Source organism: Streptomyces sp. CNS606, assembly GCF_000426325.1.
Window position 1 is genome coordinate 37,062 of the sequence record NZ_AUFD01000008.1, and the last position, 24,519, is coordinate 61,580.

23 protein-coding genes and 1 tRNA gene are annotated in these 24,519 nt (G+C 72.2%); 14 read left to right on the forward strand and 10 right to left on the reverse strand.

Annotated elements, in window-relative coordinates; translation table 11 throughout:
* Positions 1-73: 73 nt before the first annotated feature.
* The gene (locus K304_RS0105255) at positions 74-697 is read right to left on the reverse strand and encodes a TetR family transcriptional regulator (RefSeq protein WP_027762891.1); all 624 of its coding nucleotides are present in this window, start codon (positions 695-697) and stop codon (positions 74-76) included.
* A gap of 112 nt (positions 698-809) precedes the next feature.
* On the opposite strand from K304_RS0105255, the gene K304_RS0105260 reads away from it, so the two are divergent.
* Both K304_RS0105260 and K304_RS0105265 read left to right on the forward strand, forming a co-directional pair.
* On the forward strand, positions 810-2,426 hold the full coding sequence (locus tag K304_RS0105260) for an MFS transporter (RefSeq protein WP_027762892.1): 1,617 nt from the start codon (positions 810-812) through the stop codon (positions 2,424-2,426).
* Positions 2,427-2,801: 375 nt separating this feature from the next.
* Entirely contained in the window at positions 2,802-3,194 is a 393-nt protein-coding gene (locus K304_RS0105265; protein WP_027762893.1) for a peptidase inhibitor family I36 protein, read from the forward strand.
* Positions 3,195-3,270: 76 nt separating this feature from the next.
* On the opposite strand, the gene aceE is transcribed toward K304_RS0105265, so the two are convergent.
* Positions 3,271-6,003, reverse strand: a complete 2,733-nt coding sequence (gene aceE / locus K304_RS0105270) for a pyruvate dehydrogenase (acetyl-transferring), homodimeric type (RefSeq protein WP_027762894.1) — start codon at positions 6,001-6,003, stop codon at positions 3,271-3,273.
* 391 nt (positions 6,004-6,394) lie between these two features.
* On the opposite strand from aceE, the gene K304_RS0105275 reads away from it, so the two are divergent.
* The 6 genes from K304_RS0105275 to K304_RS0105300 all read left to right on the forward strand — a co-directional run bounded on the left by K304_RS0105275 (position 6,395) and on the right by K304_RS0105300 (position 10,920).
* Positions 6,395-6,835, forward strand: a complete 441-nt coding sequence (locus K304_RS0105275) for a DUF3052 domain-containing protein (RefSeq protein WP_027762895.1) — start codon at positions 6,395-6,397, stop codon at positions 6,833-6,835.
* 145 nt (positions 6,836-6,980) lie between these two features.
* A complete protein-coding gene (locus tag K304_RS0105280) occupies positions 6,981-7,442 on the forward strand; it encodes a peroxiredoxin (protein ID WP_037789314.1) in 462 nt (153 codons plus the stop codon).
* Between the two features lie 115 nt (positions 7,443-7,557).
* Positions 7,558-8,133 (forward strand): TerD family protein, encoded by a 576-nt coding sequence (locus tag K304_RS0105285; RefSeq protein ID WP_027762897.1) that lies wholly within the window; start codon positions 7,558-7,560, stop codon positions 8,131-8,133.
* Positions 8,134-8,261: 128 nt separating this feature from the next.
* Positions 8,262-8,840, forward strand: coding sequence for a TerD family protein (locus K304_RS0105290; protein ID WP_027762898.1), 579 nt, complete (start codon positions 8,262-8,264; stop codon positions 8,838-8,840).
* Between the two features lie 46 nt (positions 8,841-8,886).
* Entirely contained in the window at positions 8,887-10,023 is a 1,137-nt protein-coding gene (locus K304_RS0105295) for a DUF475 domain-containing protein (RefSeq protein WP_027762899.1), read from the forward strand.
* Positions 10,024-10,170: 147 nt separating this feature from the next.
* Positions 10,171-10,920 carry a Tellurium resistance gene (locus tag K304_RS0105300; protein WP_027762900.1) on the forward strand — a complete coding sequence of 250 codons (750 nt, stop codon included), beginning with the start codon at positions 10,171-10,173 and terminating at the stop codon, positions 10,918-10,920.
* A 41-nt stretch (positions 10,921-10,961) separates the two neighbouring features.
* Here K304_RS0105300 and K304_RS0105305 read toward each other — a convergent pair whose 3' ends face one another.
* The gene (locus tag K304_RS0105305; RefSeq protein WP_027762901.1) at positions 10,962-11,939 is read right to left on the reverse strand and encodes a TerD family protein; all 978 of its coding nucleotides are present in this window, start codon (positions 11,937-11,939) and stop codon (positions 10,962-10,964) included.
* Between the two features lie 186 nt (positions 11,940-12,125).
* Here K304_RS0105305 and K304_RS0105310 point away from each other — a divergent pair, with 186 nt between their 5' ends.
* The 3 genes from K304_RS0105310 to K304_RS0105320 are packed head-to-tail and all read left to right on the forward strand — an operon-like array spanning position 12,126 to position 16,680.
* Positions 12,126-13,292, forward strand: a complete 1,167-nt coding sequence (locus K304_RS0105310) for an HpcH/HpaI aldolase/citrate lyase family protein (RefSeq protein ID WP_027762902.1) — start codon at positions 12,126-12,128, stop codon at positions 13,290-13,292.
* The gene (locus K304_RS0105315; protein ID WP_106965523.1) at positions 13,289-15,856 is read left to right on the forward strand and encodes a phosphoribosyltransferase; all 2,568 of its coding nucleotides are present in this window, start codon (positions 13,289-13,291) and stop codon (positions 15,854-15,856) included. The genes K304_RS0105310 and K304_RS0105315 overlap by 4 nt, the downstream gene beginning before the upstream one ends.
* 2 nt (positions 15,857-15,858) lie before the next feature.
* Positions 15,859-16,680, forward strand: coding sequence for a hypothetical protein (locus K304_RS0105320; RefSeq protein ID WP_027762904.1), 822 nt, complete (start codon positions 15,859-15,861; stop codon positions 16,678-16,680).
* A 52-nt stretch (positions 16,681-16,732) separates the two neighbouring features.
* Here the strand turns inward: K304_RS0105320 and K304_RS31965 are convergent, their stop codons facing one another.
* Positions 16,733-16,954, reverse strand: a complete 222-nt coding sequence (locus tag K304_RS31965) for an FmdB family zinc ribbon protein (RefSeq protein WP_027762905.1) — start codon at positions 16,952-16,954, stop codon at positions 16,733-16,735.
* A gap of 66 nt (positions 16,955-17,020) precedes the next feature.
* Complete coding sequence (locus K304_RS0105330; protein ID WP_027762906.1) at positions 17,021-18,280, reverse strand: hypothetical protein; 1,260 nt, start codon at positions 18,278-18,280, stop codon at positions 17,021-17,023.
* A gap of 129 nt (positions 18,281-18,409) precedes the next feature.
* Here K304_RS0105330 and K304_RS0105335 point away from each other — a divergent pair.
* The 3 genes from K304_RS0105335 (at position 18,410) to K304_RS27405 (ending at position 21,015) form a co-directional block, all read left to right on the forward strand.
* Positions 18,410-18,484 (forward strand) — tRNA-Val (locus tag K304_RS0105335).
* 699 nt (positions 18,485-19,183) lie between these two features.
* Positions 19,184-20,362, forward strand: coding sequence for a M48 family metallopeptidase (locus K304_RS0105345; RefSeq protein ID WP_027762907.1), 1,179 nt, complete (start codon positions 19,184-19,186; stop codon positions 20,360-20,362).
* A 98-nt stretch (positions 20,363-20,460) separates the two neighbouring features.
* Positions 20,461-21,015 carry a hypothetical protein gene (locus K304_RS27405; RefSeq protein ID WP_027762908.1) on the forward strand — a complete coding sequence of 185 codons (555 nt, stop codon included), beginning with the start codon at positions 20,461-20,463 and terminating at the stop codon, positions 21,013-21,015.
* Between the two features lie 305 nt (positions 21,016-21,320).
* Here K304_RS27405 and K304_RS32725 read toward each other — a convergent pair whose 3' ends face one another.
* From K304_RS32725 to K304_RS27410, 5 genes are all read right to left on the reverse strand, one after another.
* Positions 21,321-21,476 (reverse strand): hypothetical protein, encoded by a 156-nt coding sequence (locus tag K304_RS32725; protein ID WP_106965524.1) that lies wholly within the window; start codon positions 21,474-21,476, stop codon positions 21,321-21,323.
* 313 nt (positions 21,477-21,789) lie between these two features.
* A complete protein-coding gene (locus K304_RS0105360) occupies positions 21,790-22,605 on the reverse strand; it encodes a DUF1028 domain-containing protein (protein ID WP_027762909.1) in 816 nt (271 codons plus the stop codon).
* A gap of 54 nt (positions 22,606-22,659) precedes the next feature.
* Positions 22,660-23,037, reverse strand: a complete 378-nt coding sequence (locus K304_RS0105365; protein ID WP_027762910.1) for a nuclear transport factor 2 family protein — start codon at positions 23,035-23,037, stop codon at positions 22,660-22,662.
* A 13-nt stretch (positions 23,038-23,050) separates the two neighbouring features.
* Positions 23,051-23,698, reverse strand: coding sequence for a class I SAM-dependent methyltransferase (locus K304_RS0105370; protein ID WP_027762911.1), 648 nt, complete (start codon positions 23,696-23,698; stop codon positions 23,051-23,053).
* A 55-nt stretch (positions 23,699-23,753) separates the two neighbouring features.
* On the reverse strand, positions 23,754-24,509 hold the full coding sequence (locus tag K304_RS27410) for a hypothetical protein (protein WP_199779561.1): 756 nt from the start codon (positions 24,507-24,509) through the stop codon (positions 23,754-23,756).
* Between the last annotated feature and the right edge of the window lie 10 nt (positions 24,510-24,519).

The window sequence follows — 24,519 nt, forward strand, 5'->3', positions numbered from 1 at the left end:
CATCGTATGCGGCGACCGCCCGCGCGTCCCCCCGCGCCGCGCGGTGCCCCTGGCCGAAGGTCCTCGGGGCGCGTCATCGGCGGCTCCAGTCGTCGCTCAGCGCGGGCGCCATCAGGTCGAGGTAGGTGTCCATGGTCCGGCGTGCCGCCTCGACCGTGACGTCCTCGCCCTCGCCCCACTCCCGTCCGGCCGCCCGCATCACGCCGGTGAACGACGCGACCAGCACCCGGGCGCGCCGGTCGTCGGGGGACAGGCCCTCGCGGGCGGTGAGCAGTGCGGCGAGGCGGGCCTCCGTCTCGGTGGACCGGCGCAGGTGTGCGGCGAGCAGCGACGGCGTCGTCTCGATGACCTGCCACATCCTCATGTACAGGCCGATCGGCACGATCTCGGTGATGGCCTCGCCGAAGTGGTCCCAGGTCGCGTCGAGGGCGTTGCGCAGGGCGCGGATCGGCGACTCCTGTGCCGGGCGGTCGCGCACCGCCTCGTAGAAGCCGGCCTCCGTCTCGTCCTGGAGCGCGAGCGCGACCTCCTCCTTGCTGGAGAAGTACCGGAAGAAGGTCCGCTGGGAGACGTCCACGGCGTCGGCGATCTGATCGACGGTGGTGTCGTCGTAGCCCCGGGTGACGATCAGCTCGTGCGCCACCCGGATGAGGGCCCCTCGGGTGCGCCGCTTCTTGCGCTCCCGCAGTCCGGTCACGTTCGGCCGCCTTTCCTGGACATGGGCGGCACCCTACCTGTGAGCGGAATGACAGCTGCAGACTGATGAATTGGTTTGTCAATTGTCAGACGCTGTCATTAGCCTCGCGGGCATGAGCTCGCACACCGCCACCGTCACGAAGGGGGCGCCCGAACCACCGAGCCCGCCGACAGCAGAGCCCGCCCGGCCCGGAGGGCTTCGCGGCCACCCGTGGCTCACGCTCCTCACGGTGGCGCTGGGCGTCACCATGGTCGCCCTCGACGGCACCATCGTGGCCATTGCCAACCCCGCGATCAAGCAGGATCTCGGCGCCACGCTCGCCGAGGTCCAGTGGATCACCAGCGGCTACCTCCTCGCTCTCGCCGTTTCGCTGATCACGGCAGGCAAGCTCGGCGACCGCTTCGGCCACCGGCAGGCGTTCCTCTTCGGCGTGGTCGGCTTCGCCGTCGCCTCGGCGGCCATCGGCTTCGCCCCCAGCGTCTCGCTGGTCGTCACCTTCCGTGTCTTCCAGGGCGTCTTCGGCGCCCTCCTGATGCCCGCGGCGCTCGGGCTGCTGCGCGCCTCGTTCCCCGCCGAGAAGCTCAACGCGGCCATCGGCATCTGGGGTGCCGTGATCGGCGCCTCCACCGCGGCCGGCCCGATCGTCGGCGGGCTGCTGGTCGAACACGTCAGCTGGGAATCGGTCTTCTTCATCAACGTGCCGGTCGGTGTCCTCGCCCTGGGCATGGGTCTGGCGTTCCTGCTGGACCACCGGGCGGAGAAGGCGGCGAGGTCCTTCGACCTGCCCGGCATCGTGCTCCTCTCCGGCGCGATGTTCTGCCTGATCTGGGCGCTGATCAAGGCCCCCGAGTGGGGCTGGGGCGATGCCGGCACGCTCGGCTTCCTCGCCGTCGCGCTGGTCCTCTTCGCCGTCTTCGCTCTCTGGGAGACCCGGGCACCGGAGCCGCTGCTGCCGCTGAGCATGTTCCGTTCCGTGCCGCTGTCGGCGGGCACCGTGCTGATGGTGCTCATGGCCTTCGGATTCATGGGCGGGCTGTTCTTCGTCACCTTCTACCTCCAGAACGTCCACGGCATGTCGCCGGTGGAGAGCGGCCTGCACCTGCTGCCGCTGACGGCAATGATGATCGTGTCGTCGCCGCTCGCCGGCGCTGTGATCACCAAGGTCGGGCCGCGTGGCCCCCTCGTCGCGGCCATGGTGATCACCGCGGTGGCGATGTTCGGTCTGTCGACGCTGGACGCAGGCAGCGGAACTCCGGCCACCTCTCTCTGGTTCGCCCTTCTCGGTCTCGGCCTGGCTCCGGTGATGGTCGGCGCGACCGAGGTCATCGTCGGCAACGCACCGCTCGAGCACGCCGGTGTGGCCGGCGGGCTCCAGCAGGCGGCCATGCAGGTCGGCGGGAGCCTGGGTACCGCCGTCCTCGGCGCCGTCATGGCCTCCCGTGCCGGCGGCGTGGTGGGGGAGAAGTGGGCCGAGGCCGGCCTGCCGCCCCTGAAGGCCCAGCAGGCCGAGCAGCTGGAGGACGCCGCCGCCGTCGGCTTCGCTCCGCCCGCTCCGGCGGGCACCCCGGAGAAGATCGCCGACCTCATGGCGAGCGTGGTGCACGACGCGTTCATCTCGGGCATGGGACTCGCCTTCACCTGTGCGGGAATCGTTGCGGTGCTGGCCGCGGGGGTCGCGGTCTTCACCAAGCGGGGCGCCCACGACGCGGGACCCGCCGTGCACGTGTAGCGGACTCGCACGGACGGAGCTCTCGTTCCGTTCCGCGCGATGAGGGGTGCAGGGGCACGGCCGAGGGGACCGTGCCTCTGCACCTGTCTATCCCGCCCACCTCACCGTCGCGGACCGCCCGCCGGATCTGTGGACGCACGGCATCCTGTGGACAACTCGGCCACCCCTACCGGTGACTTCCGGCGGTTGCGCTTGGCAGCGGCGGATGCGGGCCACCAGCCTTGATCACGACGCCGGGCGGATCCGCCTCCCGGCACCTTCACGGGGAGTGTGATCAGCATGTCCGCCGAGCGCCCGTCCGACCGGGACGAATCAGCCGTCCGGCACCGCGCCGCCCGCTCCGGCACGTCGGCCGCTCCGGCGGCACCACGCGGGATCGCCGTGACCGTGCGGCGGAGAGCCGCACGCGCCGCCGCGCTGCTGCCCGCTCTCGCCCTGGCGCTCGGGGCCGCGCCGGCCGCCGCCTCGGGGGACACCTCGCGACCGGTGCTCGGCGACTGCGGCGCCGGAGAGCTGTGCTTGTGGGAGAACCCGGACTTCACCGGAAGGCGGCTCGCCTTCGAGCTCGCCGGCACTCCCATCGAGAGCTGCGTCGTGCTCCCGCCCGGGCACACCGCCGACGCGTACGCCAACCGCACCGGCCGGCCCGTGACCCTCTACCAGAGCCGGGAGTGCGGCACGACAGGCGAGTTCCACACCCACCCCTCCGGCTCCTGGACGCCCCGCTCGGCCTACCAGGTCCGCGCCTTCAAGATCTGGGAACGCTGAGATGGCACGGGCATGCCGAGGGGCCCCGGCCCGCGGCCGGGGCCCCTCGACGGGGAAGTCGCGCGGTCCCGCCGGGTCAGGCGTCGCCGCCCGCGGTGCCGGGGTCGGCGGCGGACACCTCCAGCAGCTGGTACCGGTCCAGTGCCTGCTTCAGCGCGGACCGGTCGATGCGCCCTTCCCGCGCCAGCTCGGTGAGCACACCCAGCACGATCGACGGGGCGTCGATGTGGAAGAACCGCCTGGCGGCCCCGCGCGTGTCGGCGAAGCCGAAGCCGTCCGCGCCCAGCGACTGGTACGTGCCCGGCACCCAGCGTGCGATCTGGTCCGGCACGCCGCGCTCCCAGTCCGAGACGGCCAGCTTCGGACCGTCGGCCCCCTGGAGCTTCCGCGTCACGTACGGGACACGCTGTTCCTCCTCCGGGTGCAGCAGGTTGTGCCGCTCCACGTCGACCGCCTCGCGCCGCAGCTCGTTCCACGACGTCGCCGACCACACGTCGGCGCGGACGTCCCATTCCTCCGCGAGGATCTGCTGGGCCTCCAGCGCCCACGCGAGGGCCACACCCGAGGCGAGGATCTGCGCGGGCTGGGTCCCCCGCTCGCCCGCCCGGTAGCGGTAGAGGCCCTTCAGAATGCCGTCGACGTCGACGTCCTCCGGCTCCGCCGGCTGCTGGATCGGCTCGTTGTAGACGGTCAGGTAGTAGAAGACGTCCTCGCTGTCCTCGCCGTACATCCGGCGCAGACCGTCCTTGACGATGTGCGCGATCTCGAAGCCGAAGGCCGGGTCGTAGGCCACGCACGCCGGGTTCGTCGCGGCCAGCAGCATGGAGTGGCCGTCCGCGTGCTGCGTGCCCTCGCCCGTCAGCGTCGTCCGTCCGGCGGTCGCGCCCAGCACGAAGCCGCGCGCCAGCTGGTCGGCCATCTGCCAGAACTGGTCGCCGGTCCGCTGGAAGCCGAACATCGAGTAGAAGACGTAGACCGGGATCAGCGGTTCGCCATGGGTGGCGTACGCCGAGCCCGCCGCGATCAGCGAGGCCGTGCAGCCCGCCTCCGTGATGCCGTCGTGCAGCAGCTGCCCGGTCGGCGACTCCTTGTACGCCAGCAGCAGCTCGCGGTCCACCGACTCGTACGTCTGGCCCAGCGGGTTGTAGATCTTGGCCGACGGGAAGAACGAGTCCATTCCGAAGGTGCGGTACTCGTCCGGCGCGATCAGCACGAACCGTTTGCCGATCTCCTTGTCCCGCATGAGGTCCTTCAACAACCGCACGAAGGCCATCGTGGTGGCGACCTGCTGCTGCCCCGACCCCTTCCTGACCGTGGCGTAGGCCTTGTCCCCGGGCTGCGGCAGCGGCTTCGCCCGTACCACCCGGGTCGGCACGTAGCCGCCGCACTCCTTGCGGCGGTCGTGCATGTACTGGATCTCGTCCGAGTCCCTCCCCGGGTGGAAGTACGGCGGCGCGCCGGACTCCAGCTCGCTGTCGGGGATGGGCAGGTGGAGCCGGTCGCGGAAGTGCTTCAGGTCGTCGACCGTCAGCTTCTTCATCTGGTGCGTGGCGTTGCGACCCTCGAAGTTCGGCCCGAGAGTCCACCCCTTGACCGTCTGGGCCAGGATCACGGTGGGCTGGCCCTTGTGCTCCTTGGCCGCCTTGTACGCCGCGTACACCTTGCGGTGGTCGTGGCCGCCGCGGCCCAGGTGCAGGATCTGGTCGTCGGTCATGCCCTCGACCATGGCCCGCAGACGCTGGTCGCCGCCGAAGAAGTGGTCGCGGATGTAGGCACCGGACTCGGTGGCATAGGTCTGGAACTGCCCGTCCGGGGTGGTGTTCAGCTTGTTCACCAGCACGCCGTCGCGGTCGCGGGCCAGGAGCGGGTCCCAGGACCGGTCCCACACCAGCTTGATCACGTTCCAGCCGGCGCCACGGAAGGCCGACTCCAGCTCCTGGATGATCTTCCCGTTGCCCCGCACCGGCCCGTCCAGCCGCTGAAGGTTGCAGTTGACCACGAAGGTCAGGTTGTCCAGCCCCTCGCGCGCTGCGATGGACAGCTGTCCCAGGGACTCCGGCTCGTCCATCTCGCCGTCGCCCAGGAACGCCCACACGTGGGACTGCGAGGTGTCGCCGAGCCCCCGGGCCTCCATGTAGCGGTTCATCCGCGCCTGATAGATCGCACTGATCGGGCCCAGGCCCATCGAGACGGTGGGGAACTCCCAGAAGTCCGGCATCATCCGGGGGTGCGGATAGCTGGACAGGCCGTTCGGCGCCTTCGACTTCTCCTGCCGGAAGCCGTCGAGCTGCGCCTCGGTCAGCCGGTCCAGCAGGAACGCGCGGGCGTAGATGCCCGGCGACGCGTGCCCCTGGAAGAAGACCTGGTCACCGCCCCTTCCGTCGTCCTTGCCCCGGAAGAAGTGGTTGAAGCCGACGTCGTAGAGCGACGCCGAAGAGGCGAAGGTGGCGATGTGGCCGCCCACACCGATGCCGGGCCGCTGCGCTCTGGAGACCATCACGGCGGCGTTCCACCGGGTCGCGTTGAGGATCTTGCGCTCGACCTCTTCGTCGCCGGGGAAGAACGGCTCGTTCTTGGTCGCGATGGTGTTGACGTAGTCCGTGCTTCGCATCTCCGGCACGGCGACGCGCTGGGCGCGGGCCCGTTCGATGAGGCGGAGCATGAGGTAGCGGGCACGTTCCCGGCCGCGCTCGTCGACCGCCGCGTCGAGCGAGTCGAGCCACTCCTGGGTCTCTTCGGGGTCGAAGTCCGGGACCTGGCTGGGAAGGCCGCCAATGATGATCGGGGTGCGATCGGATCCGGAAGCCACGCTGTTCCTTCGCTGCTCGGTGGTGATCTTCGGCCGGGTCCGGTCGTGGGCCGGGCCGGATGATCTCTTGCTGGCTGCGCCGCCTCCATCGTGTACCGCGACCGGGCGTACGTCACCCCTACCGAGGGGTAACCGCGTGTCCGTCCTGGCGGTACGGCGCCGCGATCGTCGGGCGCGGCCGAAATCCCACCCTACGCCCGGAGAGCGCCGACCGCGGATGCTGTGGTGCGATGCGCCACGGATCGTGCATTGTGGGAGGAGACGTCGACGTTTGCGCGGGACGGAGCGCCGGGTACTTGCGCGATCCGCCCCGCCCGTGTGGACTACGCCCAAAGCCTCGCGCGAAGGGCGAGGCGCAACCCTTGTACCGGAACATGACAGGAGGCAATCCGTGAGCGCGACCGCGGACCACGCGGAGGAGCGGACCAACCCCGCCGCAAGGCTGGGTTTCCAGCCCGGGATGGTGGTCCAGGAGCTCGGCTACGACGACGACGCCGAGCAGGCACTCCGTGAGGGAATCGAGGCCATCACGGGCACCGAACTCGTCGACGAGGATCACGACGATGTCGCGGACGCCGTGGTGCTGTGGTTCCGCGAGGAGGACGGCGACCTGACGGACGCGCTGGTGGACGCCACCACCATGATCGACGAGGGCGCCCCTGTCTGGCTGCTGACGCCGAAGACCGGCCGTGACGGCTACGTCGAGGCCAGCGACATCGGCGAGGCCGCGCAGACCGCAGGCCTCGCCCAGACCGGCAACGTCAACGCCGGCAAGGACTGGACCGGCTCCCGGCTGATGACTCCCAAGGCGGCCAAGTCCGGTAAGCGCTGAGCGGTCCCCGACCCTTCTCGCGCCCCGTCCCGACGCACATCGCGGCACTCCGCCCGTCCCCGGCAGCCCAGGCTGCCGGGGACCGGCGTTCCCGGCCTGCGTAGGCTGGGCGGGTCACTCACCGCAACCGGAGGAGATCCCTGGCATGCAGCCCCTCGAGGTCGGCACCAAGGCCCCTGACATCACCCTCAAGAACCAGCACGGCGAGACCGTCACCCTCGCCGGGTTCAAGGGCGAGAAGAACGTCGTCCTGCTCTTCTACCCCTTCGCCTTCACCGGCGTGTGCACGGGTGAGCTGTGCGCCCTGCGTGACGAGCTGCCCACGTTCTCCGGGGACGGCGTGCAGCTGCTCGCGGTCTCGTGCGACTCGCCCTTCACCCTCCGGGTCTTCGCCGAGCAGGAGGGCCTGGAGTACCCCCTGCTGTCGGACTTCTGGCCCCACGGCGAGGCCGCCCGCGCGTACGGTGTGTTCGACGAGGAGAAGGGCTGTGCGGTGCGCGGCACCTTCATCATCGACAAGGAGGGCGTGATCCGTTGGACCGTCGTCAACGGCCTGCCGGACGCGCGCGACCTGGGCGACTACGTCAAGGCGCTGGAAACCCTCTGAGTGAACCGGTGGGGTGAGGGGAACCGCTCACCGGCATTCACTCGTTGACCCAGCGGCATCCGTTCAGTCCACGGGGGCACGCCGTGCTCCTCACGAACAATTCTCAGGAGGACTCGTGGGAGTCAGCCTCAGCAAGGGCGGCAACGTCTCGCTGACCAAGGAAGCCCCGAACCTGACCGCCGTGATGGTCGGTCTCGGCTGGGACGCCCGCACCACCACCGGTACCGACTTCGACCTGGACGCCAGCGCCCTGCTGGCCAACGGCGAGGGCAAGGTCGGCAACGACAAGAATTTCATCTTCTTCAACAACCTCAAGAGCCCCGACGGGTCCGTCGAGCACCTCGGCGACAACCTCACGGGTGAGGGCGAGGGCGACGACGAGGTCATCAAGGTGAATCTCGCCGGTGTGCCCGCGGACGTCGAGAAGATCGTCTTCCCCGTCTCGATCTACGAGGCCGAGACGCGCCAGCAGAGCTTCGGCCAGGTGCGTAACGCGTTCATCCGCATCGTCGACCAGGCGGACAACAACGAGCTGGCCCGCTACGACCTCAGCGAGGACGCCTCGACCGAGACGGCCATGGTCTTCGGCGAGCTGTACCGCCACGGGGCGGAGTGGAAGTTCCGTGCGGTCGGCCAGGGCTACGCCTCCGGCCTGCGCGGCATCGCGCAGGACTTCGGGGTCAACGTCTGAGCCGTACGGCGAGGACGTCCACCTGATCTCGGCAAGGCACGGCGCCGCAGGCTTCCCGGTCGGGGAAGTGTGCGGCGCCGTGTGCGTGCAGCACACTCGGGCCACACACTTCGGAGAGGAAGCAGCACATGAGCGTGACGCTCGCCAAGGGGGGAAACGTCTCCCTCTCGAAGGCCGCACCCAACCTCACACGGGTCGAGATCGGTCTCGGCTGGAAGGCCCGCTCCACCACCGGCGCCGGCTTCGACCTCGACGCCAGCGCCCTGCTGTGCGGCGCCGGCCGGGTGCTCGGTGACGAGTACTTCGTCTTCTACAACAACCTCAAGAGCCCTGAGGGCTCCGTCGAGCACACCGGTGACGAACTCGTCGGCGGTACCGGGAGCGACGACGACGAGACGGTCCTGGTGGACCTGGAGCAGGTGCCGGCGCAGGTCGACCAGATCGTGTTCCCCGTCTCCATCTACGACGCCGAGACCCGCAGACAGACCTTCGGGCAGGTCACCGACGCCTACATCCGGGTGCTCAACCAGGACGACGGCCAGGAGATCGCACGTTACGACCTCACCGAGGACGCCTCCTCCGAGACGGCGATGATCTTCGGCGAGCTGTACCGGCACGGGGTGGAGTGGAAGTTCCGTGCCGTGGGACAGGGGTACGCGTCGGGCCTCCGGGGCATCGCCCTAGACTTCGGAGTCAACGTTTCGTAAAGAGGCCCGGCCCACAGCCCCGGCAAGTTGAGAGATTGGGTAACCAGTGATCCTGAGAACCTTCGGCTGGTCCTTCGGCGTCACCGCCGCGGGTCTTGCCCTGGCCGCGTTCTTCTGGGGCTGGAAGGGCTTCGCCGTGGTGGCGATTCTCTCCATCCTGGAGATCTCGCTGTCGTTCGACAACGCGGTCGTCAACGCCGGTGTGCTGAAGAAGATGAACGCCTTCTGGCAGAAGATCTTCCTCACCATCGGCATCCTGATCGCGGTCTTCGGCATGCGGCTGCTCTTCCCCGTCGTCATCGTCGCCGTGAGTGCGGGCGTCGGCCCCATCGAGGCCGTGCAGCTCGCCGTCGACGATCCCGACCGGTACGAGCAGCTGGTCACGAACGCGCACCCGTCGATCGCCGCGTTCGGTGGCATGTTCCTGCTGATGATCTTCCTGAACTTCATGTTCGAGGAGCGGGAGCACAAGTGGTTCCCGTGGCTGGAACGACCCCTGGCGAAGCTCGGCCGGGTCGAGATGCTCTCCGTGTGCGTCGCCCTGATCACCCTGCTGATCTCGGCGATGTTCCTCGCCACACAGGCCCACCAGTACGGCGGCGAACACGCGGACAAGTCGTCCACCGTCCTCCTCGCCGGCGTCGCCGGCCTCGTCACCTACCTCCTGGTGCACGGCCTCTCCAGCCACTTCGAGAACAAGCTGGAGGAGGAGGACGAGCGCGAGGAGGAGGCCGCCGAGGCGGCCCGCAAGGCCGGCAAGGACCCGAGCGCCGTCGGTCTGGCCGGCAAGGCGGCGTTCTTCATGTTCCTCTACCTGGAGGTGCTGGACGCGTCGTTCTCGTTCGACGGAGTGATCGGCGCGTTCGCCATCACCAACCACATCTTCTGGATGGCGCTCGGCCTCGGCATCGGCGCGATGTACGTCCGTTCCCTCACGGTCTACCTGGTCCGCCAGGGCACCCTGGACGACTACGTCTACCTCGAGCACGGCGCGCACTACGCCATCGGCGTGCTCGCCGCCATCCTGCTCATCACCATCCGCTTCCAGATCTCCGAGGTGATCACCGGCCTGGCCGGCGTGGCGCTCATCGCCTGGTCGTTCTGGTCGTCGGTCCGGCGCAACCGCGCGCTGGAGAGAGAAGGAGAGGAGCCGGAGAAGACCGAGGTCACCTCCGGCGTCTGACGCTCGGCGGCCGGCGCCCCTGACTTCCCGTCAGGGGTGTCAGGTCCGTCCGATTGCGGAACGCTTCCCTCGGGGCGGCACCGAGCCCGGCTCGGTGCCGCCCCGACCGGCATGCGGCCTGGAACGAGTCTGTGGGGTGGGTACGAGATGGTCTCCCTGTGGGAGAACTGGCGGCAGGGCATGGGCAAGTGGCCGAAGTTCGACACGGTCGGCGGCCCATCGACCTACGCGGTGGAGCTCACCCGCCGCCACCCCGTGGTGTCGCTGACCAAGCAGGGCGCCGACAGCGGAAGCCTCCAGGTCAACCTCTCCTGGCAGATGCACGCCTCCGACTTCACCCGTCGCAGCAGCCTGACGAGCTCCTTACGACACCCGCTGCGGTCGCTCAAGCCCGAGGTCGTGCAGGCCCACACCCGCGGCGTGGACAAGGTCGACCTGGACCTGGCCTGCATGTACGAACTGGCCGACGGCAGCAGGGGCGTGGTGCAGCCTCTGGGCTCGCTCTTCGGCGACTTCCAGGCCGCCCCGTTCGTCAAGCTCACCGGTGACGACCGGTTCGGCGCCCCGTCCGGTGAGACGATCTACGTCAACCTCGACCACAAGGACGAGATCAAGCGCCTGCTCTTCTTCGTCTACATCTACGACAACACCCCCGCCTTCGACCGTGCGAAGGGACTCCTCACCGTCATCCTCAGCAACGGCGCCCGCATCGAGGTCGGTCTGGAGGAACGCGCCCCGCAGGCCCGCTCCTGCGCCGTGGTGCTCATGCAGCACGAGAAGGGCGAACTCGTCGTCCGCCGCGAGGTCCGGTACGTGTACGGCTTCCAGTCGGAGCTGGATCGCCTCTACGGCTGGGGCCTGCACTGGGGGCGCGGCTACAAGACCGACCGTGTCTGACCCGCCTGCAGGATCAGACCGTACGCACGCCCGCGCCCGGGTCAGCGCCGCAGGAACTGCGGCCCCTGCGGCGGCAGCGTGAACGCGGGGTCCGGCTGCTGCGGGTAGCCGTACGCGGGCTGCGGGTAGCCGTACGCCGGCTGGGTGCGCGGCGGGTGCTGCGGCGGCATCGGGTAGCCCGTACCGCCGCCCGGGCCGGGCTGCGGATAGCCGTACGGCGCCGTCGCCTGCTCGTCGGACGCGGCGAACGCGCCCACGCCCGCCGGGCGCGGCTGCGGGTCCGGCCCCGGCGGTTCGGGCATGGGTCCCGGGCCGGGCGGCACCGGTCCCGGGCCTGGCGGCTCCGGTGCGGGCCCCGGCTCGGGCTCGGGACGCGGCTCCGGGCGCGGTTCCGGCACCGGCGAGGGCTCGGGGAAGTCGGGCTCGGACGGCGGATCGGGCACCGTGCCGCCCGCAGCGGCGGATGCGGCGGCGTCCGCCTCGTCGGCCACCGTGATCCCGAACTCGGACGCCAGCCCGGTCAGCCCGGTGTCGTAGCCCTGGCCCAGCGCCCGGAACTTCCACCCCTCGCCGCGCCGGTACAGTTCGCCGCAGATCATCGCGGTCTCCGAGCCGGTCTCCGGCTCGATGTCGAAGGCCGCCAGGGCCTCGCCGTTCGCGGTGTCCAACAGGGTCAGCCGCAGCCCGGAGACCTGCGCGAACGTCCCGCCGTCGGCCGAGGCCACCAGCAGGATCCGGTGCACCTCGTCCTCCAGCGCCCAGACGTCGGCCTGCACTGCGTCGGTCGCGCCGTTCCCGTCCCGGCCCTTCCCCAGGTGCCGGATGCGGCCGGAGGGGTGCCGCGGCTGGTTGTAGAAGACGAAGTCGTCGTCCGCACGCACCCGGCTCGCGGCACCCAGCACCAGCGCGGACGCGTCCACGTCGGGCACCCCGGTGCCGGACGGCGTCCAGCGGAGCACGGCCCGCACCGCCGAGGCCGCCAGCGGAACGTTCGAGCCCTTGAGCATCGTGTGCGTCATACGTTCAATCCTGCCTTCCCGGCACACCCCCGGACAACGCGGGTGCCCCGCGGGTACCTCCGGGTAACGCGGATTACACCTCCTCGGGAACTCCGCAGCCCCTCCCGAACGTACGATGAGCGGCCGGATCCCGTCGTTCCGGGACAGGACGGCAGGGAACGCGGCACACGGGGAGGCGGTTGTTTCATGCGGCACTTCGGGCATCTCCCGACGCACCTCCGGAGCGAGCTGTTCCACCGGGAACCGGTCGCGTTCGACGTCGGCACGCCGCAACGCCTGCTCAGCACGTGCCTGGGCGCGACCCTCTACAGCCCCGCGACACGCCCGCAACTCGCCGCCGACATCGTCAAGCAGGCCGGGCGCGGGGTCGTCTCCATGGTGCTCTGCCTGGAGGACTCCATCGACGACGCCGACGTGGCGGCGGCCGAGGACAACCTCGTGCGGCAGTTCGCCGCCCTGCCTCCCGGCCGGTCGGGGGACCGGCTGCCGCTGCTGTTCGTCCGCGTGCGGACGCCCGGGCAGATCACCGACCTGATCCGCCGCCTGGGACGCGGCGCCGAGCTCCTCGCCGGGTTCGTGCTGCCGAAGTTCACCGAGGACCGCGGTGTGCCCTTCCTGGAAGCCGTCACCGAGGCCGAGGCACTCGCCGGACGGCGACTTTTCGCCATGCCCGTCCTGGAGTCGCCGGAGCTGCTCCACCTGGAGAGCCGGGCCGAGACCCTGGCGGGGATCTCGAGGGCCGTCACCAAGTACCGCGAGCGCGTGCTCGCCCTGCGTCTCGGCGTCACCGACTTCTGCTCCGCTTACGGGCTGCGGCGTACGCCTGAGATGACCGCCTACGACGTGCAGCTCGTCGCCGGCGTCATCGGCGACGTGGTCAACGTGCTGGGCCGCGCCGACGGCACCGGCTTCACCGTCACCGGCCCGGTGTGGGAGTACTTCCGTCTGCAGGAACGTATGTTCAAGCCGCAGCTGCGCAGCAGCCCGTTCCACAGCGGCCGTGCGGAGGGGCTCCGCGCCGAGCTGATCGAGCACGACATGGACGGCCTGCTGCGCGAGATCGAGCTGGACCGCGCCAACGGTCTGCTCGGCAAGACCTGCATACACCCCTCGCACGTGGCGCCGGTCCACGCGCTGTCCGTCGTCTCGCACGAGGAGTACAGCGACGCGACCGACATACTGCGCCCGGAGCGCGGGGGCGGAGGCGTGCTGCGCTCCGCGTACACGAACAAGATGAACGAGGTGAAGCCGCACCGCGCGTGGGCCGAACGTACGCTGCTGAGGGCCGAGGCCTTCGGCGTGGCGCGCGAGGGTGTGGGCTTCGTGGAACTGCTGGCGGCTGGAGTCAGGTGAGCGAGGACGTGACGGAACGGATACCGGGCCCGGACGGCGGAGTCTGGCCGGGGGAGTGGGTCGCACGCGAGCTGGGCGTCGAACTGACCGGCGGCGTGCGGGAGCTGGTCGGCCTCGCGCTGCGGCGCAACCCCAAGCGTGCGCACCTGCTGGTCTCGGACGTGCTCGGCAAGCACGTTCCGCAGCGTCCGCATCGGGTGTACGGCGCGGGTCTGGAACTCGGCCGCCGGGTGTGGGAACTCCTCGTCCCGGGCGACGACACCGCCGACGAAGCCGCGCTGCGCGGCACCGTGGTCCTCGGTTACGCCGAGACCGCCACCGGACTGGGCCACGCGGTCGCCGACGGCCTGGGCCCGGTGCCGTACCTGCACTCCACACGCCGCAGGGTCCCCGGCGCGACCCAGGCGGGAACGTTCGAGGAGAGCCACAGCCACGCCACCGGCCACCTGCTGCTCCCCGAAGACCCGGCGCTGCTGGCCGGAGACGGTCCGCTGGTGCTGGTCGACGACGAGTTCTCCACCGGCAACACCGTCCGGAACACTCTTCGCGCACTGCACGCCCGGTACCCGCGACGGCGGTACGTCGTCGTCGCCCTGGTCGACATGCGGTCGGCCGAGGACCGTGCCTCCCTGGAGAAGTTCGCCGCCGAACTGGGCTCCACCGTCGACGTCGTGGCCCTCGCCACCGGGGGTGTCCGGCTCCCCGCCGACGCCCTGGAGCGCGGCCAGGCCCTCGTCGCCCGGCACGACCCCGCCGCTCAGCGCGACCCCGCCGCCTCGGCCACCCCCGAACCGGCCACCGCCGACGCACCCGCCGCCGTCCCCGCCGCGCCCCACCGGATCGACCTCGGCTGGCCGCTCGGCGTCCCCGACGGCGGACGCCACGGCTTCCTGCCCGCCCACCGGGCCCGTCTGGAGACCGCACTGCCCGGCATGGCCGCCCGCCTCGCCGACGCGCTCGCCGCGGCGGGCGTCCCCGCCGGACCGGAGCACCTCCCGGGCCCCCCGCACCCGCCGCGCGTGCTCGTGCTGGGCTGCGAGGAGCTGATGTACGTCCCCGTCCGGCTCGCCTGCGCCCTGCAGGACCACCTCGGCGACCGCGCCGAGGTCCGCTTCTCCACCACCACCCGCTCACCCGTCCTCCCCGTCGACGACCCCGGGTACGCCATCCGCACCCGCCTCTCCTTCCCCGCACACGACGACCCGTCCGACGGCCCCGGCGAGCGCTACACCTACAACGTCGCCCCCGGAGCCGACCCGGCCCGCCGCTTCGACGTCGTCGTCGTCCTCGCCGACACGCCGGGGGACACCCCCGACCTGCACGCCCCCGGCGGCCTCCTCGCCCGCCTCGCCCCGCACACCGGCGCCGTCCTGCTCGCCGTCGTGCCCTCCCACACCCCGCTGCCGCAGCCTCTGCGCGGCCCTTCCTTCTCCTCCTACGACCCCGAGGACGTGGGCTGGCTCCTCCAGGACCTGTCCGGGGTGACCCTGGAGGCGCCCACCGAGGAACGCGAAGAGGCCATCCAGCGCGGGGGCGCGCACTACGCGGAGTCGCTGCCCGTCGAATACCAGCCCAGCGAGGAGTACCAGCGCCTCTTCCACAGCGCCCTGGACGTCTCCGCCGCCCGCATCGCCCGCGCCGTCGGCACCGTCACCGAGACCGTGCTCGCCGAACGCGGCCACGGCGCCGTCCTCGCCTCCCTCGCCCGCGCCGGCACGCCCGTCGGCGTGCTGATGCGGCGGTGGGCCCGGTACGCGCACGGCCTGGACCTGCCGCACTACACGCTGTCCATCGTCCGGGGCCGCGGCATCGACACCAACGCGCTGCGCCATCTCGCCGCCCGCCACGAGCCGTCCGGCGTCGTCTTCGTCGACGGCTGGACCGGCAAGGGCGCCATCACCCGCGAACTCGCCGCCGCCCTCGAACCGTTCCCCGGCTTCGACCCGGAGATCGCGGTGCTCGCCGACCCCGGCGGCTGCGTACGCACCTACGGCACGCGCGAGGACTTCCTCATCCCCTCCGCCTGCCTCAACTCCACCGTCTCCGGCCTCGTCTCCCGCACCGTGCTGCGTGCCGACCTGGTCGGCCCGCACGACTTCCACGGCGCGAAGTTCTACCGCGAACTGGCCGGCGCAGACCTCTCCCGCCACTTCCTCGACGCCGTCGCCGCCCGCTTCGCCGACGTGCGCGACGCGGTCGCCGACGACGTCCGCGCCCTGCTCGCCGCCGACCCGGCGGACCGCGCCCCCACCTGGGCCGGCTGGCGGGCGGTGGAGCGCATCAGCGACGCGTACGGCATCGGAGACGTCAACCTGGTCAAACCCGGTGTCGGCGAGACCACCCGGGTGCTGCTCCGCCGCGTTCCCTGGCGCATCCTGGCCCGCCGCGACGCCGGCGCCGACCTCGACCACGTACGCCTGCTCGCCGAACAGCGCGGCGTGCCGGTCGAGGAGACCGACGACCTGCCGTACACCTGCGTGGGGCTCATCCACCCCCGCTACACACGAGGTGCCACCGGCGCCGACGGAAAGGCCGTCACGACGGCCGGAGAGGCCACGCGGTGACCATGCGCACGGAGAGCCCCCGCACCGCGAGCACGCTGTTCGCCAGCGACCTGGACCGCACGCTGATCTACTCGGCCGCGGCCCTGAACCTCACCGTCGCGGACCACCGGGCCCCGCGCCTGCTGTGCGTCGAGGTCTACCAGCAGCGCCCGCTGTCCTATGTCACCGAGACCGCCGCCGCGCTGCTCCCGCAGGTCGCCGACGCCACGCTCTTCGTCCCCACCACCACCCGCACCCGCGAGCAGTATCACCGCATCCACCTGCCCGGCCCTCCCGCTCGGTACGCGGTCTGCGCCAACGGCGGGCACCTGCTCGTCGACGGCGTCTCCGACCCCGACTGGCAGACCCACGTGCGCCGGAACCTCTCCGACTGCGCGCCGCTCGCCGAGGTCCGCGACCACCTGCGCCGCACCGCCGACCCGGCGTGGCTGCTCAAGGAACGCGTCGCCGAGGACCTGTTCGCCTACCTCGTCGTCGACCGCGCCGAACTGCCCGACACCTGGGTCAAGGAACTCGCCGACTGGGCGGGTCCGCACGGCTGGACCGTCTCCCTCCAGGGACGCAAGATCTACGCCGTGCCGCGACCGCTCACCAAGAGCGCCGCCATCGCCGAGATCGCCCGCCGTACCGGCGCCACGCGGACGCTGGCCGCCGGAGACTCGCTGCTGGACGCCGACCTGCTCGACCACGCCGACGCCGGCTGGCGTCCCGGCCACGGCGAACTCGCCGACACCGGCTGGCACGCCCCGCACATCACCGCGCTGCCCGAGCGCGGAGTCGCGGCGGGCGAACGCGTCCTGCGCGAGGCGCTGCGCGCCGCGTGAACGGCCCGCGGCCTGCCGCTCGTGCACGGCGCGGGTGGCAGTCCCGTCCGGGTCAGCCGCAGCAGCCGCCTCCGCAGCAGCCACCGCCACCGCCGCCCGCCCCGGGCCCGGCAGCAGGGGCACTCGCCGTGCCGCCGACCGCGACCGTGGACAGGAGCTTCACCGTGTCCTGGTGCCCCTCCGGGCACGGCGCGGGCGCGGCGGACTGCGCCATCGGGCGCCGAAGCTCGTACGTGGCTCCGCACTCGCGGCAGCGGTACTCGTAACGTGGCATGCGACGCAGCATAGCCGCGTACGTCGTCCCAGGTCAGAGGAGAGTCCCCGAGGCGGGGTCACCGTGTCACCCGCCGGCCATCTCCCGCCGGATCTGATCCACCACCTCTTGCACGGCGTCCCGCACGGCGTCCAGCTCCGACACGAAGCGCCAGTAGTCCGGATGCCGCCCGGTCAGCCCCGCCACCGCACGATCCACCCGCTCCACCGAGCGGTCCAGCGGCTGCGCGTGCCGCGGGTCCGGAGTGCTGCGACCGGCCATCGCCAGCCGCTGCGCGTCCCGGATCGCGAACCGCGCCTTCTCCACCTCGCGGGTGTGGTCGAAACTCACCTCGTTCAGCCGCTGCAACCGGTCCCCGGCCGCCTTCACCGCCTCGTCGGTGGTGTTCAGCAGCGCCCGCACCGTCGCCAGCAGCGACGTCGCGTCCGGCCAGCGCTGCTCCTCCCGCGCCCGCTGCGCCTCCCCCAGCTTCTCCTCCGCCTGCCGCACGGCCCGCGCGGCCTCCTCCGGCACGGCCTGCAGGTCCTCCCAGCACGCCAGCGCGAAACGACGCCGCAGCTCGCTCAGCACCGGCTCGACCTTGCCCGCCCGGTTGTGCAGCGCCTGCGCCCGGGTCCGGAGCGACGCCAGCCGCTTGTCCGTCTCCGCCGCCCGCTCCGGCAGCCGGTCCGCCTCCCGCCGGATCGTCTCGGCCTCCCGCACGACCCGGTCGGCACGGTGCAGCGTCTCCGCCACCCCGTGGCGCCCGGCGCCCTCGTTCAGCCGCGTCAGCTCCGGCGACAGCGCCGCCAGGCGCGCCGCCAGGTCGTCCGCCTTCAGCCCGGACGCCCGTACGGCCTCCAGTGCCGTCGTCGCCGCGAGCAGCCCCTGCCGGGCCCGCTCCACGGCCGGCGCGAGCTGCGCCAACTGCGTCTCCGCCCGGTCCAGCAGCGACCCCAGCCCCTGCCGGAACCGCTCCAGGTCCGCCTTCGTCCGCTCCAGCTCGCCCCGCGCCTGATCCAGCTCGGCCCGCGCGCGGGCCGCCGTACCCGCGTCCAGGTCGTCCCGGTCCAGGTCGTGCGCGTCCACGGCGGCGATGTAGCGGTGACTCACCTGGTCGATCCGCGTCCCGAACTCCGCGAAGTCCGCGGCCGCCCTGCGCCCCTGCGGCGAGTCGTCCACGGCGGTGATCGTCTCGATGGAGATCCGCAGGTCGCGCTGCGCCGTGTCCAGCTCGTAGAAGGAGGCGGCTGCGGCGTCCTTCGCGGCCTGCGCGTCGGCACGCTTGTTCTCGGCCCGGCCGCCGCCCCATCCCCATCGGCGGGTGCCGCCGCCGCTCGCTGTCACCTGTGTCTCTCCCCGTCGCCGCCGCCAGTGGATCGCCCGGCCATTCTCCCACCCGCCTCCCCGGAACACACGGCCCGCGTTTGCCCCCGGTCTGCGGCGGCAGGGTACTCTGTTACCTCACCCCAGCCCGGGCGCATAGCTCAGCGGTAGAGCGCTGCCCTTACAAGGCAGATGTCACAGGTTCGATCCCTGTTGCGCCCACCAGCAAAGAGGACCCCCGACCGATCACGGCCGGGGGTCATCGACATCCAGGGCTGACGTCAACGGCGACGGTCTGTCGCGGTCGGGGCGGCACCTGAGCAGGCGATCCATGTGGCTGACCGCCTCGCGCCGGGTCTCCTGGACGACGTGCACGTACGTGTTCATGGGGCCGGCCGCCGTGAGAAGCGCGGCACAGCCATGGCCGAGCCCCGGTGACCCCGGACGAGTGAAGGCGCCCCCGCCCGCTGGGAGTCGGGCGGGGGCGTGCTGTGTCGGCGTCCCATCTCCCCGCGCTGGGACGCCGCCCCGTCCCGCGACGGAACTGTCACACGGGAGCGGAAGCGGTGCCCGCCGCCGGCGGACGACGTGGCACCGCGCAGGCCACGGGGGATCGGCAGCTCGGGCCTGCGTGATCGATGTTCCAGCGGTGACGCGATGACCGCAATCTGTAACGGCGTTGTAAAGCGGCTGATGACAGGTGTCATCGTGTGGGCTCGTGGTAGGGGCAGACGGGCTTCCAGCGGGGGCGATCCTGTCGGGTTCGTCCGGGAGCCAGGGGCCGCCGTGACCGCCGACGAACGAACCGACGGAGACGTTCTCGCCCGGAGGACCAACCCCTGGCGGGTCTTCGCGCTTCGTCGGCCCTCTCGCCGGATCCGCCCGTGTTTCCTATGCTTCGGAGAGCGAGACGGGGGAGGTCACGTGAAGGTGCGAAGAGTCGCCGCCGAGGCCGAGGCGGGTGGAGCGAGAGATCGGGTCGGGTGGCGGAGGGCCGGGGCGTACGGCATCGCCGCGGTGACGCATCTGCTTACGGCGGGCCTGCTCGCGGGTGGACTGTCGTTGGTCGTCCTCGGCTGGGAGACGGTCGTGCAGCCGCTGATCGGCCTGCTGCTGCTCGGGTTCGCCGCCCTTCTGCGTCCGCGGGTGAGCCGGCTCGACCCCGGTCTGCCCACGCTGCGACGGGCGGACGCGCCGGCCCTCTTCGCCCTGCTGGACGACATCGCGGACACGGCCGGTGCGGGGCGGCTGCACGTCGTGCAGGTGAGCCCGGATTTCGCCGTACGGGCCTTCGCCTACGGCATCCGGCGCAGGCGGGGGCTGGAGATCGGCCTGCCCTTCTGGCTCACCCTTGCACCGCAGGAGCGGGTCGCGGCAGTCGCCCACGAAGTGGGGCACTTCGTATCGGGTGACGACCGCCGTGGCTTCGTGGTGAGCAGCGCGCTCGGTGCGTTGTCGGAGAGCACCGAGCGTGAGGCGGGTCGACTCTCCTCGGTGGAGCCGCTGTTCACCGCGAGGTCCCCGCTGTCCCGGCACGCGGACAAGATGGCCGAGGCGGCGCGACGCTACGACGTGGGCAGCCGGGTGGCGGACGGGATGCTGTGGCTGCCCAAGTGGGTGGGGCGGAGTGCGGCGCGTCTGCTGGTGCGGCTCACGCTGCCGGGTGCGCGACGTGCGGAGTTCCGAGCCGACGCCGTGGCGGCCCGGGTGGCTTCCACCGAAGCGGCCGTCTCGGCCCTTCGCCGACGGGAGTTGGCCGGGCCCGTGACTGCCGAGGTGCAGCGGAAGGCGGTCGCCCTGCGTACTTTCCGCGAGCCTGGTGTGGCGGGTCGCGCGGACGAACGGTTCTGGGCCGAAGTAGCCACGGCCGCAGTGGAGTTGCGTGATGGTGCCGCGCAGTGCGATGACCGGCGCGACGGGGCCGGGCAGGAGGGCTCCGGGCTGCCGTCGTCCGATGCGCGCGTCGCGCGGATGACGCTCGGGGCGGCACGGTCGGCCGCGGTCACACTCGACGACGCCAAGGCCGAGGCCATCGAGGCCGAGCTGGGTGAGCCGAAGTCGTCGCTGGCCCGCACGGTCGTACAGGACTGCGTTCACGCCTGAGATATGCCGCCCGGCGGGCCTTGCCGGGACGGAACGGTGACGCGTGCGGTACCGGCTGAGCATTGCCCGGCTCACGCTGCCGTTTCTAGGCTTGCCCCGTGCGTCCGACGACGGGGGGAGCCGGGATGGACGAGGTGCGCGCGGCGGGACGGTCCGGCAGGGGCAAGGGGGCGGTACGGCTCGGTGTGGGAGCGCTGTTGCTGATGGCCGGCGGCGGAGTGATCGCCGTCGGGACCGGAGCGCCGGGCCTGGAGACGCAGACGTTCACCCGGATCAGCTGTCACGAGACGCGCGTGGAGAAGGGCGGCACCGTCTGGCACTGCTTCGGCATGAGCCGCGCACAGATCGAGACGGCCGGGGAGATCCAGCGTCAGGCCCGGCAGGACGCGCTGATCGCCCATCGTCCCGGGGGCCCACCCCGGCGGCCGGAACCGCCCTCGCTGCGTACCCGGCTCACTTTCGTCGACCACGACGGCCGGGAAGACCCTGTCGAGGTGACCGCCACCCGGGTCGGTTCGCGGTGGATCACCCACGCACCGAATGTAATGGGTACGGGCGTGGCGCTGCTGTTGGCCGGTACCGGCGTGACCGTCTCCGGGGCCCTGCGCGTGCGTGCCGCCCGGCGTGCCTCCACGAGAGGAAGGGCGGCCTGACTGCTGCCGCATCAGCGCAAGGTGAATTCCCAGGCGGGTCGCCGGCGGAAGGGAGCGGGGACGAGGTCGGTCAGGCGGGCACCGTTCAGGAGGACTTCGAGGGAGTCGTACGGGCACAGGTCGGAACGCCTCTCGCGCGGGTGCCGAGGCGCGGCGGGCCCGTCGTTCCGGTACGCCGGGGAAGTCCGGTGCACCGGGGGCGGACGGGCCCGCCGCGCCTCGTCGTGATGGCCGTACCGCCGCGCCGGACGTGGGTCGGTGGACGGATCGCGGGTGCGTCCGAACTCGCGCCCCGGCGCGCGCGTCTAGAAGAAGTGCTTGCGGCCGCCGACCGCGCGGCCGGTGGAGCCGAGGATCCACAGGACCGCGCCGACGACGATGAGGACGCCGCCGACCGTCGTCAGAAGGCCGATTCCGGCCAACATGCCGACGAGGAGGAGGATGAGACCGAGAATGATCATGCGCTGTTCCCCTCTTGAGGACCTTTGCGGTGTGCGGCCCCGTGTCTCGTCGACGGGGCCGGTACCGCGTCTCCTGCACGTTCCGCGTGCGGGAGCGGGTGGGAACCACGGGGTTGAGGGCCCCGGGTTCGTGTTGCCTGCCGACCGAGTGCCCCTTCCGGCGCATCGAATGCGTGTGCAGGCGCGTGTTTCTCCGGCGGGCGGTCCAGCCGTGGTGGCAGGCCCTCCGGCTGACGCCGGGTCAGGGAGGGTGCGGGGGAGACCCGAGCCGCTTGCCGGTGGGGCGGGACGGGCTCGCCCCGAGGCGCGGGCGTCAGGAGCCCGGTGCGTCGGGGGCGCGGAGGTGGGCGAGGACGACGGGGTCGATCCTGCCGGGAACGAGGCGGTTCTCGAGGTTCTCGACGCCGGCCCAGGTCTCCAGGGTGGTGTGGCCGCGGATGGCGACGAGGCGGCGGACCTCTTCGGCGAGGTCGCCGGTGAGGTCGAGGAGGGTGTCGGGGTCGGGAGTGCCGAAGAGCAGGGTGTGGATGTCGAGCAGGCGGTGCAGCTCGGCGACGGGGTCCGGGTGGTCGTCGACGCGGAGGTCGCAGGCGGTGTCGTTCATGCCGCCGTAGCCGGCGCCGGGGGCGACGACGTGGAGGGCGGCGCTCTGGCGGCCGCGCCGGTCGCCGCCCGCGGCGTCGCCCGCCGCGAGGGCGGCGAGCAGCCGCCGGTCGAGGTTGGCGTCGGCGGCCTCGAGCCAGGCGGCCTCCATGGCGTCGATCACTTCGGGGCCGGTGAGGATGTTGCCCTGGATCGCGTAGCCGTCGCCGGAGGTGCCGCCGGCCCAGTCGAGGCAACTCTCGCCGGTGTACGTCGCGCCGTCGCCGTGCGGCCCGACGACGCCGAGCTGGCGGTGGGCGTGCTCGCCGTCGGTGGCGACGAGGCCGGCGACGACGTCGGCAGGCCGGACTCCGGTACGCAGCAGGGTGAGCCCCTGCGGGCGGTACCGGAGGTTCGCCGTGGCCTGGGTGGCGAGCGCGCCCGCCCCCGCGTCGGCGGCGGGCACCACCGCGCCGACGGAGAGGAACTTGCTGGCCACCGCTATACCGAAGGCCGCGCCGGACCGCGCCACGATCGAGAACGTCATGCACCAGGACGGTAGGCGGCGGCGCGGCGCGGCACCAGAGGGTGTGCGCGGCCGTCAGAGGCGCTGGACGTACGGGTGGCGCCACTGCGGGGAGGGGTCGGCGCCCGGCTCCGTCCAGTACTCGCGGCCCGCGGTGACGAGGCCGTCCCGAACGGTCCAGAAGGAGGCGGCGCGGAACAGGCCCATCTCCTCGTGCGGGACCTCGACTTCGGAGACGACCTGGTCGCCGTCGGCGACGATGCGCAGGACGCGGATCGACCAGCCCTCCGGGTACTCGGACTGGACGCGGAGGAAGTTGTCCCGGCCGACGATGCGTTCGGCGCTGACGGGCCACTCCACCACGACGTCCTCGGCGAGCAGGGCGCCGGCGCCGGGCCAGTCACGGTCCTGGATACGCTGCCAGAGGGCTTCGACGGTCTTCGCGGGTTCCATGCGCCGAAGCGTCTCAGGCGGCACTGACAACGGCGGTCCCCAGGACGCACTGCGCGGACGGCCAGGGCACGGAGACGTCGGGGAAGGCGAAGCGGTCGACCGTGCCGAGGGAGAAGCCGGCCGCGGTGATCGCGGCCAGGGTGTCGCGGCCGGTGTGGCAGCCGCCGCAGAGCAGCGGCCACACGGTGGCGTCCAGGGCGCGCTGGACGCGCCGCATGCGCGGCGAGTCGGCGCGTACGTGCTCCCAGAAGCGCAGTTCACCGCCCGGACGCAGCACGCGGCGGATCTCGCCGAGGGCACGGCCCTGGTCGGCGACCGAACACAGGGTCAGGCAGGCGACGGCCGCGTCGAAGGAGGCGTCCGGTGCGGGGATCCGTTCGGCGACGCCGTCCACCACCTCCACCGGTACGGGAGCGGTCCGGGCAGCCGCCTCGGCGTCGGCGCGCAGGCGGGGCTCGGGTTCGAGGGCGACGAGGCGGGTGACGCCGGGAGGGTGGTGCGGGAGGTTCAGGCCGTTGCCCGCACCGACCTCCAGGACCTCGCCGTGCAGGCCCGCCAGCAGCCGGCGGCGGTGCCTGTTCCCGCCGGCCCGCTCCATGGCGGGGCCGGACGAGCGGATGTAGAGCCGCGAGAACACGGGCCGGCGCATGTCCTGCGGCATCGGCGGTCGCCACCCTTCGGGGTCGGCCCCGTCCGCGGGCCGGACGGGGGCGGGCTCAGCCGACGGTAGCCGAGGGGGACGAGGGGTGGGGCGGATTCGCGGAGGCGACCGGGGCGGCACCGGGGGCGCGTGAAGCACCGGCGACCGGCGGGGCGTCGCCGGCGGTCTCACGCCGGGCCGCGCCGACGGCGTCGTGCAGGACCGCGACCAGACGCCGTTCGGCGTCCGGGGCCCGCAGGAGTACGCGCAGCGCGTGTTCGAGGTGGTGCCGGCCCGGGCCGCGCCACCAGACGGTGTCACGCGCCGCGGCGGTCCGTCCGCCGGGAGACGCCGACACCCGGCGCGCGCGGGCGCGGCAGCGCGCCTCGCGCGCGGCGAGCCCCCGCGCGGCGGGGACCGCCTCCCGGGCGGCGTGCAGCACGTCGGCGATCAGGCGGGGGGCGAAGCCGCGGTCGGCGGGGCGGGCGTCGGCCAGGTCCGCGGCGAGCGGCCGCAGGGCCCGGCGCGCCCGGTCGCCGACGGAGTCGTTGACGGAGCGGGCGAGGGCGGCCAGGGCGGGGTCGGTGCCGCGAGGGCTGTCGGTGAAGGGCCCGGCGCCCAGCAGGGATGCCGTCTCCATCAGGCAGGCGCCGTCCTCGGGGCCGAGATGCCCGTACGGACGCGGCTCCGGCATGCCGTCCGGGACCGGAGGCGCGGCGGGGGGCCGGGGCGTCCCGGACCGTTCCGGCGGGGGCGCCGCGCCGGGGCTCCCGGAGGGGGCCGTACGGGCGGGGGAGTCGTCGCGGGGCGGCGGGTGGTGCAGGAAGCGCATGGCGCCCTCC